We start from the raw sequence: 15,706 nt of genomic DNA on the forward strand, positions 1-15,706 counted from the left end.
AATGGAGAAATGAGGGATTACCGGCGCACAGGAGAGGTCCATGACGACGTTAGTTGACGCATTGGTGGTCGGTGCCGGGTTCGGCGGATTGCGCACGTTGCATACGCTGCGCTCGCAGGGGTTCTCGGTCGCCGTCCTCGAAGCGGGCGACGACATCGGCGGGGTCTGGCAGTTCAATCAATATCCCGGGGCGCGCTGCGACGTCGAAAGCTATGATTACTCCTACCGCTTTTCGCCCGAACTCGAACAGGAATGGCGCTGGAGCGAACGCTACGCGACGCAGCCCGAAATCCTGCGATACATCAACCACGTCGCCGATCGCTTCGACCTGCGCCGCGATATCGAACTCCGCACGCGCATGGAACGCGCGACGTTCGACGAAGCAACCGCGCGCTGGATCGTCGAGGCGAGCGACGGGCGACGCTGGAATGCTGAAAAGCTGATCCTCGCCGTGGGACAATTGTCGACGCCCAAAGATACCCGGTATCCGGGTCAGGACGATTTCACCGGACGCGTCATTTCCAGCGCGCGCTGGCCGAAGGACAAGGTCGATTTCGCCGGCAAGCGCGTCGCGATCATCGGCACCGGATCGTCGGGCGTGCAGATGACGCCGGTGATCGCCAGCGACGCCGCGCACCTCACTGTCTTCCAGCGCACCGCGAATTACTCGATCCCCGCCGCCAATGCACCGGTCACCGATGCTGAGGACCGGGCGGTGAAGGCGGACTATCCCGCACGACGCGAGGCGGCGCGCAATTCGCCGAGCGGTCTCGGCTTCGTGCCCGACAACCGCGCGGCGATCGACGTGCCGGAAGCGGAGCGTAACGCCGCGTTCGAGACCGCGTGGAACCGGCTGGGCTTCGGCTTCGCGCTGACGTTCAAGGACATCCTGCTCGACCAGCAATCGAATGATACCGCGTCGGCGTTCATCCGCGGCAAGATTGCGGAACAGGTCGATGATCCAGACCTGCGCGCCAAGCTCACGCCCGGCGACTTCCCGTTCGGAACGCGCCGCCCCTCGGTCGACAGCGGGTATTTCACGGCGTTCAACCGGCCGAACGTTTCGCTGGTCGACATCAGCGAAACCCCGATCGAGCGCTTTACCGAGCACGGTATTCGGACGACCGATGCCGAATATCCGTTCGACCTCGTCATCTACGCAACCGGGTTCGACGCATTTACCGGATCGCTGCTGAAACCGCAGATTGTCGGTCGCGGCGGGTGCACGCTGCGCGAGAAATGGTCGGCGGGGCCAGTCAGCTTTCTCGGGATCGGCGTGCACGGCTTCCCCAACATGTTCGTGATCGTCGGACCGGGCAGCCCGTCATTGCTGAGCAACGTATTGCTGTCGACCGAGGAGCAGGTCGACTGGTTGGCCGCGTTGTTCGACCATTGCCGCCGTGCCGGGATAAACCAGATCGAGGCGACAGAGGCGGCCGAACGCGACTGGGTCGCGCATGTGAACAAGCGGGCGCAGGAAACCCTCTACCCGAAGACGCCGTCCTATTATCTGGGCGCCGAAATTCCGGGCAAGCCGCGCGTCTTCATGCCGTATTCCGGGGGTGTCCGCGGGTATCGCCGCATCCTGGAGAAGACCGCGGCCAAGGGGTATGAGGGGCTGACGCTGCGCACGGTCGGCCAGCACGCCGATGCCTGACGACGCCCCCGATCCGGCATTCGACGCGCTGCTCGCCGACCCGCGGATGGCGTTGCGCCGGCCACCGCCGCATGTGTCCCTCACCGATCTACGCCGGGCCGCGAACGCGTTCCAGGCGCGCGCTCCGAAGTCCGAAGTGGCATCGGTGGCCGATCACGTCGTGCCCGGACCGGGCGGACCGATCCCGGTGCGGGTCTATCGCCCGGCGCTCGACCGAACCGCAGCAATCCTGTTCTGCCACGGCGGCGGCTTCATCCTTGGCAACCTCGACACGCACGATGCGATGTGCCGGACACTCGCCAATGCGAGCGGCCGGACGGTCGTCGCGGTCGACTATCGGCTGGCCCCCGAACACCCCTTCCCCGCTGCACTCGACGACGCGCAGGCAGCACTCGAATGGCTTCGAGGAAAGGCTCGGCTGCTCGACCTCTATTCCGATCGCATCGCCGTTGCTGGCGACAGTGCGGGCGGCCATATCGCGCTCGGCCTTGCGCTGCGCTGTCGTGACGAGGGCGTCCCGCTCGACCATATCGGCCTGATCTACCCGCTGCTCGATCCTGCGAGCGACAGCGCTTCGGCGATGCAGTTCGCGCAAGGCTATATGCTGACCGCCTCGTTCCTCGAATGGGCGTGGGACGCGTATCGCGGCGACGGCGGGGCGGATCCGTCATTCAATCTTACGCGCGCCGATTTGCAGCGGCTGCCGGCGACGACGATCGTCACCGCACAGTTCGACCCGCTACACGACGAGGGCGAAGCGCTCGCCCGGCGATTGGGTGACGCCGAGGTCGACGTCGCGCTGCGTCGGCATCCGGGTATGATCCACGGTTTCGCCGGTCTGCCGCAACTGACACCCGTTGCCAACGAGGCGATCGCGTTTGTTGCGGCACGGATCGCCGCGTCCCAAATCAGCGCCCCCCAGATCGTCGGTCCCTTAATCAGCGCCCCCTAGATCAGCGCCTCCTAGATCAGCGTGGGGCCATCCGGATCGCACCGTCGAGGCGGATAACGTCGCCGTTGAGCATCGGATTGGCGATGATCGACACCACCAGCTGCGCATATTCCTCCGGACGCCCGAGCCGCGACGGATGCGGCACCTGAGTCCCGAGCGAATCCTGCGCGGCTTGCGGCAATCCCATCAGCATCGGCGTCAGGAAGATGCCCGGTGCGATCGTCATCACGCGGATCCGGTGCTGCGCCAGGTCGCGCGCCACGGGCAATGTCAGCCCGACGATGCCACCCTTCGATGCAGCATAGGCCACCTGCCCGACCTGGCCGTCATACGCCGCGACCGACGCGGTATTAACGATCACCCCGCGCTCCTCGCCGATCGGTTCGGCCGCCGCCAGACGCGCAGCGAATTTCGAGATCATGTTGAAGCTGCCGACGAGATTGATCTCGACTGCCTTGCGGAATATGTCGAGCGGATGCGGCGTCCCGTCCTTGCCGACCGTCTTCACCGCCGGCGCAATCCCTGCGCAATTGACCAGAACGCGCGCAACGCCGTTCGCTTGTTCCGCCTCGGCCAGCGCATCCGCCACGCCCTGATCGTCGGTAACGTCGACGCGCGCGAACCGTCCGCCGATCCTCGTGGCGGTCGCCTCACCGATATCGGCGTTCAGATCGAAGATTGTCACGCTGGCGCCCGCTGCTGCCAGAATCGCCGCCGTCGCCTCGCCGAGTCCCGACGCGCCGCCGGTCACGATCGCGGCGATATCCGTCATTTGCATAGCCTTGTCCTCACGCCTTCAGGATGACCGAGCCGCCGTTCGCGCCGAGCCCCAGCACCGCGGACATGCCGATGCGCGCATCGGGAACCTGATGCCCTTCTGCTTGGCCTCGCAACTGCCATGTCAGTTCGCAGATTTGCAGCACGGCCTGCGCAGTGGTCGCCTCGCCGAACGACAGGAACCCACCACTCGGGTTGATCGGCAATGTCCCGCCGATGTCGAGTTCACCGTTCTCGAGCATCCAGTCGCCCTTACCCGCCTCGTAGAACCCGAATTGCTCTGGCCAGGCGAGGATATGCCATGCGGTGTTGTCGGCCATCTCGAGCACGTCGACGTCTTCGGGCCCGATCCCCGCCATCGCGCAGGCCCGCGCGACCGCGTTGCCGACTTCGCTGGTATGCGTGACGCCCGCACGCACGGTCGAGGCGATCGTTGGAATGCGACGGCCGGGATCGCCGAAACTGCCCGTTGCGATCGCGCAGCCCGCGACCTCTACGGCAAGGCGTCCGGTCCGCTTCATCCACGACTCGCTGCCAAGGATGATGGCCGCAGCACCATCGCTGACCGGGCATATTTGGAGCAGATGAAGCGGATCGGCGACCATGGGAGATGCGAGCACTTCGTCGACTGTCGTTTCCTTGCGGAACCGGGCTAAGCGATTCCCCGCAGCATTCCGCCGCATCAGCACCGCGGCACGCGCAAGAGTCTCTTCGCTGGTGCCGAGCTCATGCATCCGCCGCCGCGCCTCGATCGCCCAATAGGCAGGATTGGTCGCGCCCATCGCCACCCAGCGCAGGTAATCGCTGTCGGTGATATCGTCCTGGCTGCCGGGCGGGCGCGGGATGAAACCCTTCGGCATCCGCTCGGCACCGATCACGCACACGACTTCATGCTCGCCGCTGGCGATCATCGCGTGCGCGGTGTGGAAAGCGATCGCCCCAGCCGCGCAGGCGCCGCCGACGTTTACACACGGGATGCCCTGTTCGGCCACCGCCTGGACGATCTCGTTCGCATGCAGCCCCCAGCCCATGCCGCCCTCGAACCGCGAACTCGCCGCGACGAGACCCTGCACGTCGGGCCAACCTAGCCCCGCATCGGCCAGCGCGAGATCGATCGCCTCCAGCGCCAGCTGCAATTGCGGCTTGTCCGGCCATTTGCCCCACGGATGCGCGCCGGCACCCAGCACGTAGACGGACTGGGTCATGCGTCGATCTCCCGCGCGAACTTGTAGGTCAGCACGGGGCCCCGTTCGGCATCTGCATATAGCGACTCGGCGAGCAGCCGCACACGCGTTCCGATCGCGATCCCGTCGAGCGCAAATCCCGAAAGCATGCCCATCACCTCCAGCCCGTCGCCGAGGTCGACCAGCCCGATCGCGTAGGGCTGCCAGTCGTCGATCCGGAACAGCGCCGGCGGCTGGTAACGCTGCACGGTGTAGCTCACGAGGACGCCGCGGGTCGGCAGGACCGCGCGCTCGACGGTCTTTTTCCGGCAGTCGGGGTTTCGACAACTCGGCGCCTGCGGGAAATACACCGTGCCGCACGCAGCACACCGCGTACAGATCAACCGCGGTTCGTCGCCGTGAAGCTCGAACAGCCCGTCTGCCACCATCGCGCTCACAGCGACAGGATATCCCGCGTCTCGCGAAAATACAGAGTGCCGTTCGCGACGTCCTCGACCGTCACCGAATGCCGGACATACCGCCGCTCCCGCTTCACGTATTTGTCGGTGGCGCGCGTCGTGATCCGTACCGTCGCGCCGACCGGGATCGGCGCCACGATCTCGGAATCGTGATTGGTGTGGATCGATCCGATCGCAAACGGCCTGGTATGATCGAACTGCACCGACAGCACGAAATGCGAGACCAGCAACGGCGGCACGATCGCACCGCCGAACGGAGATTCGCCGGGTATCGTCCAGCTGTTCATCCGCCAGCCTTCGTACCACGGATTGAAATCCTCCACGCCGTCCGCATACAGGATCACGAGTTCGGGGCTGATAGTCAGTTCACGCGACAGTTCGTCGCCGACCTCGACCATGTCCCAATAGGTCGCTGCACCAGCCTCGAGCCCGTCGATAAAGTCCCGCGTTTGCGCGATCTGGACCGGGGACATCGGCCGCAACTGGTCGGTGCTCATGCGCGATCTCCCTTCACGTCGACATCGACATCGACTTCGACGAAGCCGACCGTCTTCTTCTCACCCTCCTCGTTGTCCGCCCAGACATCGACGACGAACCGGAAGCCATCGCCCTTGGCGATCTTTTCGCGGACCACGCCGTGCGTCGTGATGACCTCGTTCGCGAGCGTCGAGGCGATGTATTTGCACACGACGCGCGCACCGGTGAACATCGCTGCGCCGAAGTGGTTGACGCACATCTCCGCGATATAGGCGGACGACATTTCACCGGTCTGGATCGGTGCCTTCAGCCCGGTTGCGCCGGCATAGACCGGGTCCCAGTGGTTCGGATTGAACCGTCCCCATAGCCGCGATCCCATCAGCTGGATCGCCGCCTTCTTCTTGAGCGGTTGCAGTTCGTACCCGACCGGGGTGTCGCGCGTGACCAGCAGATCCTTCACATCCATCAGAATTTCCCCGAAAGCTGCAACGCGACTTCACGTCCGCGCGCGATGACACCACGCTGTTCGCTGATCGCTCCCGGAACGCTCGCGCCCCCGGTGCGGTCCGCTGCGTAGAGCAAATAATATTTGTTGGTCAGGTTGCGGCCGATCACAGACACCGACCAGCGATCGTCGATCTCGGCGACGCGCGCGCTCGCGTTGAAGCGCCAGAGCGAGCGCTGCAGCGTCGACGGAGCCATCGTTTCGGCCGCGAAGTAGCTGCCGCTGTAGAAAGCGTCGCCCGTCACGGCCAGCTTGTAGGCGCCGAGCGGAATCGTGACTTCCGCACCGCCGTTTCCGGCCCAATCGGGCGACCGGGCGGGGGCGCGGCCATTGAAATCCTGCTGCAGGGTCAGCGCGGTCGCGTTGACGAACGAACAGTTCGCCGGGGCCGTGGCGGTCGCGCGTACCGTACCCGTCGGGAAGGCGTAGCCATAGCATTGCCCGACGAAATTGCGGAACCGGTTGTGCGTGTAGGCGATCGCACCGTGCAGCGTGAGCGCCTGGAACGGCGAGTAGTTCACCTCCGCCTCACCGCCGCGCTGACGCACTTCGCCGGCATTGTTAATCGTGTAGGCGACGCGGGCGGGGTCGTAGGTGTTCACCTGCAGATCGGTGAACTTGTACGCGAATGCCGCGACGTTGACGCGCAGTCGCCCGTTGAGGAACAGCCCCTTCGCGCCAGCCTCGAACCCGCGCGCCTTTTCGGAATCGAAGTCGGTATCGCCGATCCGCGTCCCCGTCTGGAGCGGACTGGTCAGGCCGAACCCACCCGATTTGAACCCGGTCTTGTAGGCGATAAATAGCGTCTTGCTGCTGTCGGGCCGCCATGTGACAGTCGCTTCGGGCGAAACGTTGCTGTCCTCGAACTTCCCCTCCAGATAGCCGACCCGGCTCGATCCTGGATAGACGGTGTTCAGCGTGTTGAACGTGCCGATGCCATACAGGTTCTGCTTGCTGAACCGCTTGCGCTCCCGCGTGTAGCGCGCGCCGCCGGCGATCTCGATCGTCTGGATCGGCTTAACCAGAACCTGCGCGAACCCCGACAGCGTATTCCCGGTCTGGAGGCTGAAATCCTCGTACGTCGAGAAGCGGTTGGCGGCGGCGTTGTAGTTGCCGTCGTTCAGCTTGGTGTCGTTGTTGTCGTGCAATCGCGACGTCTGGTAAAATCCGCCGGCCATGAAATTGAAGGGGCCTTGCAGGTCGCTGGTGACGCGAAGCTCCTGCGAGAATTGCTCGGCACGCTGTTCGTTGAAAAACGCCAGCTGAGAATAGCTCGTCTGGTCCAGCCCGGAGAAGAACCGGTATTTCGTGTAGTTGTACCCGGTCGTGGTATCGATCGACACGGCCCCTAGCTTCCAGCCCAGATCGATCGCTTGCGTCAGCACGGTGAGTTTGCCGTAGGGCGAACCATCCGCACTGCCTCCACGCATCGTCGTGGAGATCGCGGCGGGCAAGTTTCCGATCGTCGTCCGGTTGTCGACCACGCAGTCGGCCGCCGGATCGGCGATACCGTACATGCGCGGCGTCGCGCCCGTACAGGGGCCGATATTCTGCGTTGCGGTGCCGGGGCCGGCATCCTTGTTGCGCGCAAAGAAGGATTTGGCCCGGAACGTGAAATTGTCCGAAGGCTCGCCTTTCAGCGTCAGGCGCGCCAGGATTTCCTTGTCGCCCGGCCGCGTATCCGTGGTGCCTGGCAATTGTGCCGCCCCCGCCGGGGCGCCGGTAGCGGCGCGGTAGAAGGGGTTCGCGATCGGCTGTGCGGTATTGCGCAGCCAGCCGTCGAGATTGCGATAGCGCACTGCTAGACGCGCCCCGAACGTCTCGGAAAGCGGCCCGGAGATCGCGACGTCCGTCGTGCTCTCGTCGCCGACGAATTCATACGCCGTGCGCCCGCTGATCTCCAACCGGTCCGTCGGATCGGCGGTCGCGATCGAGATAACGCCGGCCGTGTTGTTCTTGCCGAACAGCAACGCCTGCGGCCCCTTCAGCACTTCGACCTGTTGGACGTCGAAGATGCCGAGCTGTGCGATGCGGCCGTCGCTGGTCTGCACGCCGTCGATCGCGACCGACACCGCCTGCTCGAACCCGGCCTGGTTGGCGGGCGAGCTAATTCCACGGATCGCGATCGATCCACCACCGTTCGACTTGTACGCGCCGATGATGACGGTCGGCGTCAGTTCGCCGATCTTGCTGAGGTCGGTCGCGTTGTTGTTGGCGATCTGCGCCTGGCCGATGACCGAGACGACCACGGGAACGGTGTTCAGCGTCTCGCTGCGCCGTCTGGCGGTAACGACGATATCACCGGTCGAAGCTGGTTCGGTCCGCGCTTCGGTCTGCGCAGCCGCCGCTTCCGGCCCCGCGGGCGTATCCGGCGCCGTCTGTGCCGCCGCAGGCAGCGCGAGCAGCGCCAGTCCCGAGATCCCACCCGCCAGCATCGCCCTGCTCATCGGGGTCCGCTTCATCGTGCCGCGCATCGTCAGCCTCCTGTTTGCATCCTCGCCACGCCACCCTCGCTGGGGCGGTCGCTACGGTAAAACTGACGCAGGCCTTGAAGGTTGTCAATGCATGCGTTGACGAATTGCGCAGGTCCGGTCATCGTGCGATGCAGGGGATCGTAACGACCGCAAGAGTCCTTGCGGCGCATGGATTAGGATGAATTCAATGGCGGATGCTTTTGTCGTCGACGCGTTGCGCACACCGGGTGGGCGTCGCAAAGGTAGCCTCGCTGGCGTCCATCCCGCCGACCTTGGCGCCATCGTTCTCAACGCTCTCGTGGATAGAACGGGAATCGATCCGAGTGCGATCGAAGACGTCATCGTGGGCTGTGTCAGCCAGGCCGGAGAACAGGCGTTCGCGCTCGGGCGCAATCTCGTGCTGGCATCGCGCCTACCCGACAGCGTCCCCGCGGTGACGATCGACCGGCAATGCGGTTCGTCGCAACAGGCGCTGCATTTCGCCGCGCAGGCGGTGATGTCGGGTACGCAGGACGTGGTGATCGCGGCCGGCGTCGAAAGCATGACGCGAGTCCCGATGGGATCGAACTTCCGCCTCCACGCCGATGCCGGGCTCGGCAGCGGTCCGTGGAGCGAGGCGATCCGCAACCGGTACGATGTCGCGGAATTCAGCCAGTTCACCGGCGCGCAGATGGTCGCCGACAAATACGGACTTACCCGCGCAGACATGGACGCCTTCGCGCTCGACAGTCATCGCCGCGCTGCGGCTGCGATCGAACGCGGCGCATTCGCTAACGAAATCGTTCCCGTCGACACGCCGGCAGGCCCGGTGACGCAGGACGAGGGCGTCCGTTTCGACACGTCGATCGAGGCGATCGGAGCGGTCAAGCCGCTGGTCGAGGGCGGCACGATCACCGCGGCGAATGCGAGCCAGATGACCGACGGCGCCAGCGGCGTCCTGATCGTCAGCGAGGCTGCGCTGAAACGCTTCCACCTCACGCCGATCGCGCGCGTCCACACACTCACCGTCACCGCCGGCGATCCCGTGATCATGCTCGAGGAGCCCATTCCGGCCACGGCCAAGGCGCTGGCCCGGGCCGGACTGGCAATGGCCGATATCGACCTTTACGAGGTGAACGAGGCGTTCGCAGCCATCCCGCTGGCTTGGCTGAAGGCGACCGGCGCCGATCCCTCGCGCCTCAACGTCAACGGCGGCGCGATCGCGCTCGGCCACCCGTTGGGCGCGAGCGGAACGAAGTTGACGGCAACCCTCATTCACGCGTTACGCGCGCGCGGCGCGCGCTACGGACTCCAAACAATGTGCGAGGGGGGCGGAATAGCGAACGCAACGATATTCGAGATTGTTTGACGCTTGTGATGGCATTACGCGACCACCACACAACGACATCGAACAATCTAATAGCGTAACACAACGACCTTCCACTATATATCGCCAAGATGAATAGACGCTTCACTTGTACTTTGGAATGGTCAATAACGCGCTTGCTCACGTTTAGTCAGCGTGAGTTTTGAAACTCTTGAGTTCGAATTCCGCTTTTCGAACGGTCTTTCGGATCGCACTAAGACCCATATCCGGACGTTCAAGCTGCTCTTCCTACTTCCTAGGTTCTGCCGTTCATTCATTTTTCAAAAGCAGAGCCGTGCGTTCCCCTCAATCCAAATGCAGAACGGAGGAATGTGGGAGAGAGCCGTGGACGCGCGTGACATGCCGAACGGAAGCTCACTTCCAAGCGGACATTCAGACCTAGACCGATCTGCTTGCCGGCCCGCGATGGCCGATGCCACCGTTGGCCTGTATAGCGAGGCCGAGTACGACAAAGGACCCCATCTGATATGAGCGATGACGTGCACGAACAGCGTTTCCTATTCATCGGCGAAAGTGACGCGGATTCGGCCAAGAGCCGGCTCGCTGTCGCGAAGATCCCCTATGTGAAGAAGAAACTCGAATCGTCGCGCGCCAACTGGCTCAAGATTATCGAGATCGCGCAGGAACCCCTGCTTGGCGTGCTCGTGAAGCTGTCAGCTCGGGTGATGCGCTCTATCGCGCATGTCAAAGATCGGGACCATCTCGTTGACGAGCTGTTCGGTCGTATCTCCGTATTACCGCATACCATCTTCATTCATGACAGCTTTAACGAGACGGACCCACCTCCCCCACCTGCGGGCGACGATGAGGATCAATGGTTCGGCTCGTCCGACTATTTTGAACCCCTTGATCCAGCTCATTCCGAAATCATCCGGAATATGATCGAGCAGTTTGAACTCAACGTCGTTTTCTACCGGCGCAATGTCGAGTTGAGCATCCTCGCCGGCGAATTTATTGATCAACATCAGAAGAACATGTTGTTCCGTTTTTACGTGCCATCCCAAAAGATTTGGGCGACTGAAACGAGCGCCATACTCCACCTATTCAAAGATTACCTTAACAACGCTGCCGGGATTAGCGTAACACAAACAACGCACAGCACTGCGTCCGGGACGATCTACGAGTTCTACGGCGCACATGAGGTGGTAGCCGAACAGGTCTCTGAGCAATTTGGCAAATTCACGCAGCTGATGGACCTTTGCGTCACTGATCCAGATGGCGCCGAGAAGATGCTAGTCGAAATGGGCAGCGACCAACGTGGCGTGGGGGAGATCGTTACGCGCTACTCAAAGCAAGCCCGCCGGCTCTCGGTCGACATGCGTCAGGAGCGCGAACAGAAGATCCTTAGGATCCGACATCGAATGGAAAACGAGCTGGTCGAGAAGGTCCCGAGCGGCGATTTCGGCCAGATCCTTCGACTTATCGATCACGTTCTTCCCGATCAACGGTCCTTCGCGCCCGTGCTCGGGATGGGCGTGCTACCGTTTGCGGCCGCGGCTGACAGGAACGTGACAATCAACATCCGCCCACAGATCATCGAGCAGGTGCATGGCATCGTCGCTCAAGAAGTCTCCGGCACGACCAATCTCGGTGTGCAGCCGATGCAGATACTCGAGTTAATCGAAGCGCTCGGCGGCACCCGGACCAACGAGCTGCGCTCCGCGCTCTATGAGATGGAGGATGCCGGTACATCACCGAGTGCCAAACTGAGCGCAGGTGCCAAACTTAGGACGTTCTTGGCGAAGGCCACCACCAAGGTCGGCGAGAAGCTGGTCGATGCCAGCGTGGCCGTGCTCCAGGCCTATGTCCAGAAGGCCTGTGGCCTTTGACGCTCTGATACGCTGCGCCTTCCTGACCAAAAGCCAGCCGACCTAAGTCCGAGCCACGTCTCAGGTCAGCGGCTGCTTTTGAGCACGCGCCTCGGCTGCAGGAATGACGAGTTGTGATGGAGAGCTGCCGCCAGTTTCTTGAGGAACTGGAGATCCAGATGAGGTCACTCAGGGCCGCTTAGGCGCTTCCCGATAACCGACGCTTGTTTATGCATCCCGACCGTTGATGCCCTCTCGCCTTTCATTCGCTTGAGATGGCCCGTCGCTTACCTTGCGCATGGTGGAAGGTCGCGCCCATTGCTACAACCGCTCCGGGCTGACCCGCTTTGAAGGAGCTAAGGATGGAACTGAATTTTAGGATCGAGACGAAGGTCGATCCGGCCACACGCAAAGTGTTCGCGGAAGCATACTTTCCGAATGACGCAAAGACCCCGATGGCGACCACAGATGCAATCTACGCCAGTCACGAGGAAGCACAGGCAGACATCACGAAGGTTGTGCGTGACGCGGTTCGGGACCACATGCCTATCGCCCGAGAGAAATCGTCAGGGAGCGCGAGTCGATCATAGCACTTTAGACGATGACTCCTCCGCCTTAGCGGCTCAACACCAGAGGGGTGAGGCGATATATGTCGACGCCCGAGGCTGCTTTCATACCCGACATTTCTGCAGAGCTGGGCTGAAGCGGACGTCACCGGCAGCAGTTGGGATAACGACCCACAAGCGGACACTCACGAGCCATTTCCGCTTTCCCCATGTCTGCCATTCGTTCAGCTTCCAGCCTGCAGACCGGTCGCCGATTTTCGGACTCAAAGAGGCTTTCTACGCGCAAGCCATGCCGCCCAATGGTCATGCCTGAGTGAGACGAACTCGATCTCTCAGCGGAACGGAAAACGATCAAAACGATTTAGTCCCGGCACGGAGTTCGGCTGGTCGGCACGCTCCACGGAGGCGTGATGAAACAGCGGGACGATTGGCATCTGACGGAAGCGCTCGATTACGAGCACGGACGAGCTGACCCTTTTGCCGCGGCTGTTCGGGCGACCCGAATGCCTATGGTCATTACGGACCCCGCGCAGACCGATAACCCGATCGTCTTCTGTAACGAAGCCTTTCAAACGCTGTCGGGTTATGACCGAAGTGAAATCATTGGCCGTAACTGCCGCTTCCTGCAGGGGCCCCACACCGACCGAGAGCAGGTGGCTAAAGTGCGTCGGGCAATCGACGCCCAAACCGACATTGCCGTGGACCTTCTAAACTATCGGAAGGATGGATCTGCGTTCTGGAACGCGTTGTATCTGAGTCCTGTGCGCAATGACGCCGGCAAGGTTGTATTCTTCTTCGCCTCCCAGCTTGATGTTACTGACCGCGTCAAAGCGCAGACTATAATTTCAAAGCAAAAGTTATTGGTCGAACAGGAAGTCGAGGCGCGCACGTCAGACCTCGAGGCCGCGTTAGATGCGAAAACTCTGCTGCTTCACGAAGTCGACCACCGGGTAAAGAACAATCTTACGATGATCGGTTCGCTTCTGCGTTTGCAGGCGCGTAGCATATCAGACCCGGCCGTTTCATCAAAACTTGAAACTATGCTCGAACGGGTTGATGCGCTGGCGACAGTGCATCGCCGTCTTTATCAGTCGGACGACGTCACCCGGTTCGATGTCGGGGCGTTTACCGAAAATCTAATCGGCGACGTCGTTGGTGCCAGCCGACGCGACGACATCAAGCTTGTTTCGAACATTTCGCAAATAGAGGTGCCGTCCAGTAAGGCGGCATCGCTTGGGTTGATCCTCAACGAGATAGCGACCAACGCCATCAAGCATGCATTTGCCGGCGGGCGGGCCGGTACGATTTCCGTCCGCACCGCCCTAGAAGGCAATAATGCCCTGATCGAAATCACCGATGACGGGCATGGGCTTGCCAGCGATGACGTTCAGCCGGATGGCATTGGCAAAATGCTTATCTCCCGCCTCGCCAAGCAAGTCAGAGCCGACGTCGTGTGGTCTGACGCCGCCCCCGGTGTTCGTGTATCTCTCTCATTCCCGGTGGACGATTAATGAATGTACGTGCCCAACCGCCGTTGAATGTGCTGATTGTCGAGGACGAAGCTCTTTTGGCGATGGATATTGAAGCGATGATCGAAGATGCCGGTCACCGTGTCGTCGGCGAGGCCGCGTCTCTCTACGAAGTTGAAGACCTGGCAAGCGATCTCTATCCGGACTTGGCTTTTGTCGACATACAGCTTGCGAAAGGCACCAGCGGCCTGGATGTATGTGCACTGATCCGGAAGCGATGGGCGGACGCAATAGTCGTCTTCGTCACTGCAAACCCACTTAAGATCCCAGCCGACTTTGCTGGTGGCCATGGCGTCATACCCAAGCCCTTCTCTCGGAATGGTCTGATGTCCGCAATGCGCTACATCGAAGAGGGTGTCTGCGATCCACCGCCCGTATCCCCGCAGCCAGCGAGCTTCATTGCGGCGCCCGCGTTTGCCGCAGAGTGGTCCCAGACCAGTCCCTGATTTCCGGGTGATAAGCGACAATCCACGGCCTCACGAAGTGGGACGACAGATGACAGAAGTTCTACATAAATTCGATTACGTTGATCCATCAACGTCTTACCGCTAGGACGTTCCCGCTTTGGACCGTCAGCCACTCCCACCTTCGCCTATTCGACCGCACGATACCTCAGGTGTCGTACGCGAGGCTGTCGACGCCTTTGCGTCCCGCCTCAACGAGCATGACCCCTTCGTTGCGGCGTTCGATCACTGCATTACGCCGATGGTCGTCAGCGATCCAACGCTACCGGATAACCCGCTGGTTTACGTCAATCGTGCGTTCGAGGCTTTGACGGGGTTCTCGGCAGTCGAGGTCGTTGGCCGGAACTGCCGTTTTATGCAGGGACCGTTGACCGATCAGGCCGACGTCCGACGCATGAAGGACGCAATTGCTCTTCGTAAGCCGATCGATATCGACCTTCTGAATCACCGTCGTGACGGCACGCCGTTCTGGAACCGCCTCATGGTCGCGCCCGTGCATGACGCGACCGGCAGCCTACGCTACTTCGTGGCATCCCAGCTCGATGTCACACTCGAGCGGCACGGGCTGTTGCAGTTGGAACGCGACCGCGACACGCTGAGTGCCGAGCTTGCGAAGCGCGAAGTTGCGCTAGCCGAACGAGAGGCCCGCCTGGCACTTGCGCTCGATGCTGGCGGACTGGGCACTTGGACCATCGACCTGCCGGAATGGCGGCTCAGCTACTCGCCAAGTTGCCTGACGAACTTTGGCCGGCCTGTCGGCGAAAAGTTGTCGATAGAAAGTATGTTGGCATGCGTTCATCCAGAGGATAGAGACCTCCTCACGAACTCGCTCAACAGCGCTATCGAGCATGGCACGCGGTATAACGTCGAATACCGCATATTGACGCCTGAAGGCGAGCAACGCTGGATCCATTCCCAAGGCTCGCTGCAGCGCCGTGCGGATGGCACTCCGTTGGCGGTTTCGGGCTTTTCGAGCAATGTTTCAGCGCGCAAATTCGCCGAGGAGCAACGTTCGGTTCTGGCCCATGAACTGACACACCGCGTGAAAAACACGCTTGCGACAGTCAGTGCCGTTGTCAGTCAGACGCTACGCGATGCTGCGTCCCTCGCTGAGGCTCGGGATGCGGTATCGGGCCGCATCGCCAGCCTAGCGTCTGCCCACGAACTGCTGCTCAAGGACGAGATCGAAGGCGCGGCGATCGGTGAGATCGTCGAGCGGGTGCTCGCGCCGTTCATGGACAGCAACGGTCGACGGTTTTCCGCTGTCGGCCCGACGATACGGCTGACCCCGGAAGTGACACTTGCGTTGTCGATGGCGCTGCACGAGCTGGCGACGAATGCGATCAAATATGGTGCGCTCTCGGTACCGGAGGGTCAGGTGAGCATACGCTGGGACCTGAACGGCAATGCGACGGAACGTCGACTTACCTTCTCCTGGGCAGAGCAGGATGGTCCTGTCGTTGCCGTGCCTACGCGTATTGGATTTGGT

13 protein-coding genes are annotated in these 15,706 nt (G+C 62.0%); 7 read left to right on the forward strand and 6 right to left on the reverse strand.

The window, feature by feature from the left end; translation table 11 throughout:
- The first annotated feature begins 40 nt into the window (after positions 1 to 40).
- Both ASE88_RS05165 and ASE88_RS05170 read left to right on the forward strand, forming a co-directional pair.
- Positions 41 to 1,657, forward strand: a complete 1,617-nt coding sequence (locus tag ASE88_RS05165; RefSeq protein WP_056476080.1) for a flavin-containing monooxygenase — start codon at positions 41 to 43, stop codon at positions 1,655 to 1,657.
- Positions 1,650 to 2,609, forward strand: coding sequence for an alpha/beta hydrolase (locus ASE88_RS05170; protein ID WP_056476083.1), 960 nt, complete (start codon positions 1,650 to 1,652; stop codon positions 2,607 to 2,609). Before ASE88_RS05165 ends, ASE88_RS05170 begins: the two co-directional genes overlap by 8 nt.
- A 16-nt stretch (positions 2,610 to 2,625) precedes the next feature.
- Here ASE88_RS05170 and ASE88_RS05175 read toward each other — a convergent pair whose 3' ends face one another.
- The 6 genes from ASE88_RS05175 to ASE88_RS05200 are packed head-to-tail and all read right to left on the reverse strand — an operon-like array spanning position 2,626 to position 8,484.
- Positions 2,626 to 3,387, reverse strand: a complete 762-nt coding sequence (locus ASE88_RS05175) for an SDR family NAD(P)-dependent oxidoreductase (protein WP_056476086.1) — start codon at positions 3,385 to 3,387, stop codon at positions 2,626 to 2,628.
- A 10-nt stretch (positions 3,388 to 3,397) separates the two neighbouring features.
- Entirely contained in the window at positions 3,398 to 4,591 is a 1,194-nt protein-coding gene (locus ASE88_RS05180) for a lipid-transfer protein (protein WP_056476089.1), read from the reverse strand.
- A complete protein-coding gene (locus ASE88_RS05185; protein ID WP_235527847.1) occupies positions 4,588 to 4,998 on the reverse strand; it encodes a Zn-ribbon domain-containing OB-fold protein in 411 nt (136 codons plus the stop codon). The genes ASE88_RS05180 and ASE88_RS05185 overlap by 4 nt, the downstream gene beginning before the upstream one ends.
- A gap of 5 nt (positions 4,999 to 5,003) precedes the next feature.
- On the reverse strand, positions 5,004 to 5,525 hold the full coding sequence (locus tag ASE88_RS05190) for a MaoC family dehydratase (RefSeq protein WP_056476097.1): 522 nt from the start codon (positions 5,523 to 5,525) through the stop codon (positions 5,004 to 5,006).
- Positions 5,522 to 5,971, reverse strand: a complete 450-nt coding sequence (locus ASE88_RS05195) for a MaoC family dehydratase (RefSeq protein ID WP_056476100.1) — start codon at positions 5,969 to 5,971, stop codon at positions 5,522 to 5,524. The genes ASE88_RS05190 and ASE88_RS05195 overlap by 4 nt, the downstream gene beginning before the upstream one ends.
- Positions 5,971 to 8,484 carry a TonB-dependent receptor gene (locus ASE88_RS05200; protein ID WP_200910152.1) on the reverse strand — a complete coding sequence of 838 codons (2,514 nt, stop codon included), beginning with the start codon at positions 8,482 to 8,484 and terminating at the stop codon, positions 5,971 to 5,973. The genes ASE88_RS05195 and ASE88_RS05200 overlap by 1 nt, the downstream gene beginning before the upstream one ends.
- A 187-nt stretch (positions 8,485 to 8,671) precedes the next feature.
- On the opposite strand from ASE88_RS05200, the gene ASE88_RS05205 reads away from it, so the two are divergent.
- The 5 genes from ASE88_RS05205 to ASE88_RS05230 form a co-directional block, all read left to right on the forward strand.
- Entirely contained in the window at positions 8,672 to 9,832 is a 1,161-nt protein-coding gene (locus ASE88_RS05205; RefSeq protein WP_056476103.1) for an acetyl-CoA C-acetyltransferase, read from the forward strand.
- Positions 9,833 to 10,317: 485 nt separating this feature from the next.
- On the forward strand, positions 10,318 to 11,679 hold the full coding sequence (locus ASE88_RS05210) for a hypothetical protein (RefSeq protein WP_056476106.1): 1,362 nt from the start codon (positions 10,318 to 10,320) through the stop codon (positions 11,677 to 11,679).
- A 955-nt stretch (positions 11,680 to 12,634) separates the two neighbouring features.
- A complete protein-coding gene (locus ASE88_RS05220; protein ID WP_056476113.1) occupies positions 12,635 to 13,735 on the forward strand; it encodes a histidine kinase dimerization/phosphoacceptor domain -containing protein in 1,101 nt (366 codons plus the stop codon).
- Positions 13,735 to 14,199: a response regulator gene (locus ASE88_RS18215; protein WP_082466236.1), complete on the forward strand. Its 465-nt coding sequence runs from the start codon at positions 13,735 to 13,737 to the stop codon at positions 14,197 to 14,199. Before ASE88_RS05220 ends, ASE88_RS18215 begins: the two co-directional genes overlap by 1 nt.
- Before the next feature lie 118 nt (positions 14,200 to 14,317).
- The coding region (locus ASE88_RS05230) for an HWE histidine kinase domain-containing protein (RefSeq protein WP_082466238.1) at positions 14,318 to 15,706 on the forward strand (1,389 nt) is incomplete at its 3' end.

Source organism: Sphingomonas sp. Leaf38, from assembly GCF_001421825.1.
In the GTDB taxonomy this organism is placed as follows: Bacteria; Pseudomonadota; Alphaproteobacteria; order Sphingomonadales; family Sphingomonadaceae; genus Sphingomonas.

What these genes read in the sequence shown, in the direction of transcription:
- ASE88_RS05165 (WP_056476080.1), top strand. Translation starts at nt 41, where the DNA reads ATGACGACGTTAGTTGACGCATTGGTGGTCGGTGCCGGGTTCGGCGGA.
- ASE88_RS05170 (WP_056476083.1), top strand. Translation starts at nt 1,650, where the DNA reads ATGCCTGACGACGCCCCCGATCCGGCATTCGACGCGCTGCTCGCCGAC.
- ASE88_RS05175 (WP_056476086.1), bottom strand. Translation starts at nt 3,387, where the DNA reads ATGCAAATGACGGATATCGCCGCGATCGTGACCGGCGGCGCGTCGGGA.
- ASE88_RS05180 (WP_056476089.1), bottom strand. Translation starts at nt 4,591, where the DNA reads ATGACCCAGTCCGTCTACGTGCTGGGTGCCGGCGCGCATCCGTGGGGC.
- ASE88_RS05185 (WP_235527847.1), bottom strand. Translation starts at nt 4,998, where the DNA reads ATGGTGGCAGACGGGCTGTTCGAGCTTCACGGCGACGAACCGCGGTTG.
- ASE88_RS05190 (WP_056476097.1), bottom strand. Translation starts at nt 5,525, where the DNA reads ATGAGCACCGACCAGTTGCGGCCGATGTCCCCGGTCCAGATCGCGCAA.
- ASE88_RS05195 (WP_056476100.1), bottom strand. Translation starts at nt 5,971, where the DNA reads ATGGATGTGAAGGATCTGCTGGTCACGCGCGACACCCCGGTCGGGTAC.
- ASE88_RS05200 (WP_200910152.1), bottom strand. Translation starts at nt 8,484, where the DNA reads ATGCGCGGCACGATGAAGCGGACCCCGATGAGCAGGGCGATGCTGGCG.
- ASE88_RS05205 (WP_056476103.1), top strand. Translation starts at nt 8,672, where the DNA reads ATGGCGGATGCTTTTGTCGTCGACGCGTTGCGCACACCGGGTGGGCGT.
- ASE88_RS05210 (WP_056476106.1), top strand. Translation starts at nt 10,318, where the DNA reads ATGAGCGATGACGTGCACGAACAGCGTTTCCTATTCATCGGCGAAAGT.
- ASE88_RS05220 (WP_056476113.1), top strand. Translation starts at nt 12,635, where the DNA reads ATGAAACAGCGGGACGATTGGCATCTGACGGAAGCGCTCGATTACGAG.
- ASE88_RS18215 (WP_082466236.1), top strand. Translation starts at nt 13,735, where the DNA reads ATGAATGTACGTGCCCAACCGCCGTTGAATGTGCTGATTGTCGAGGAC.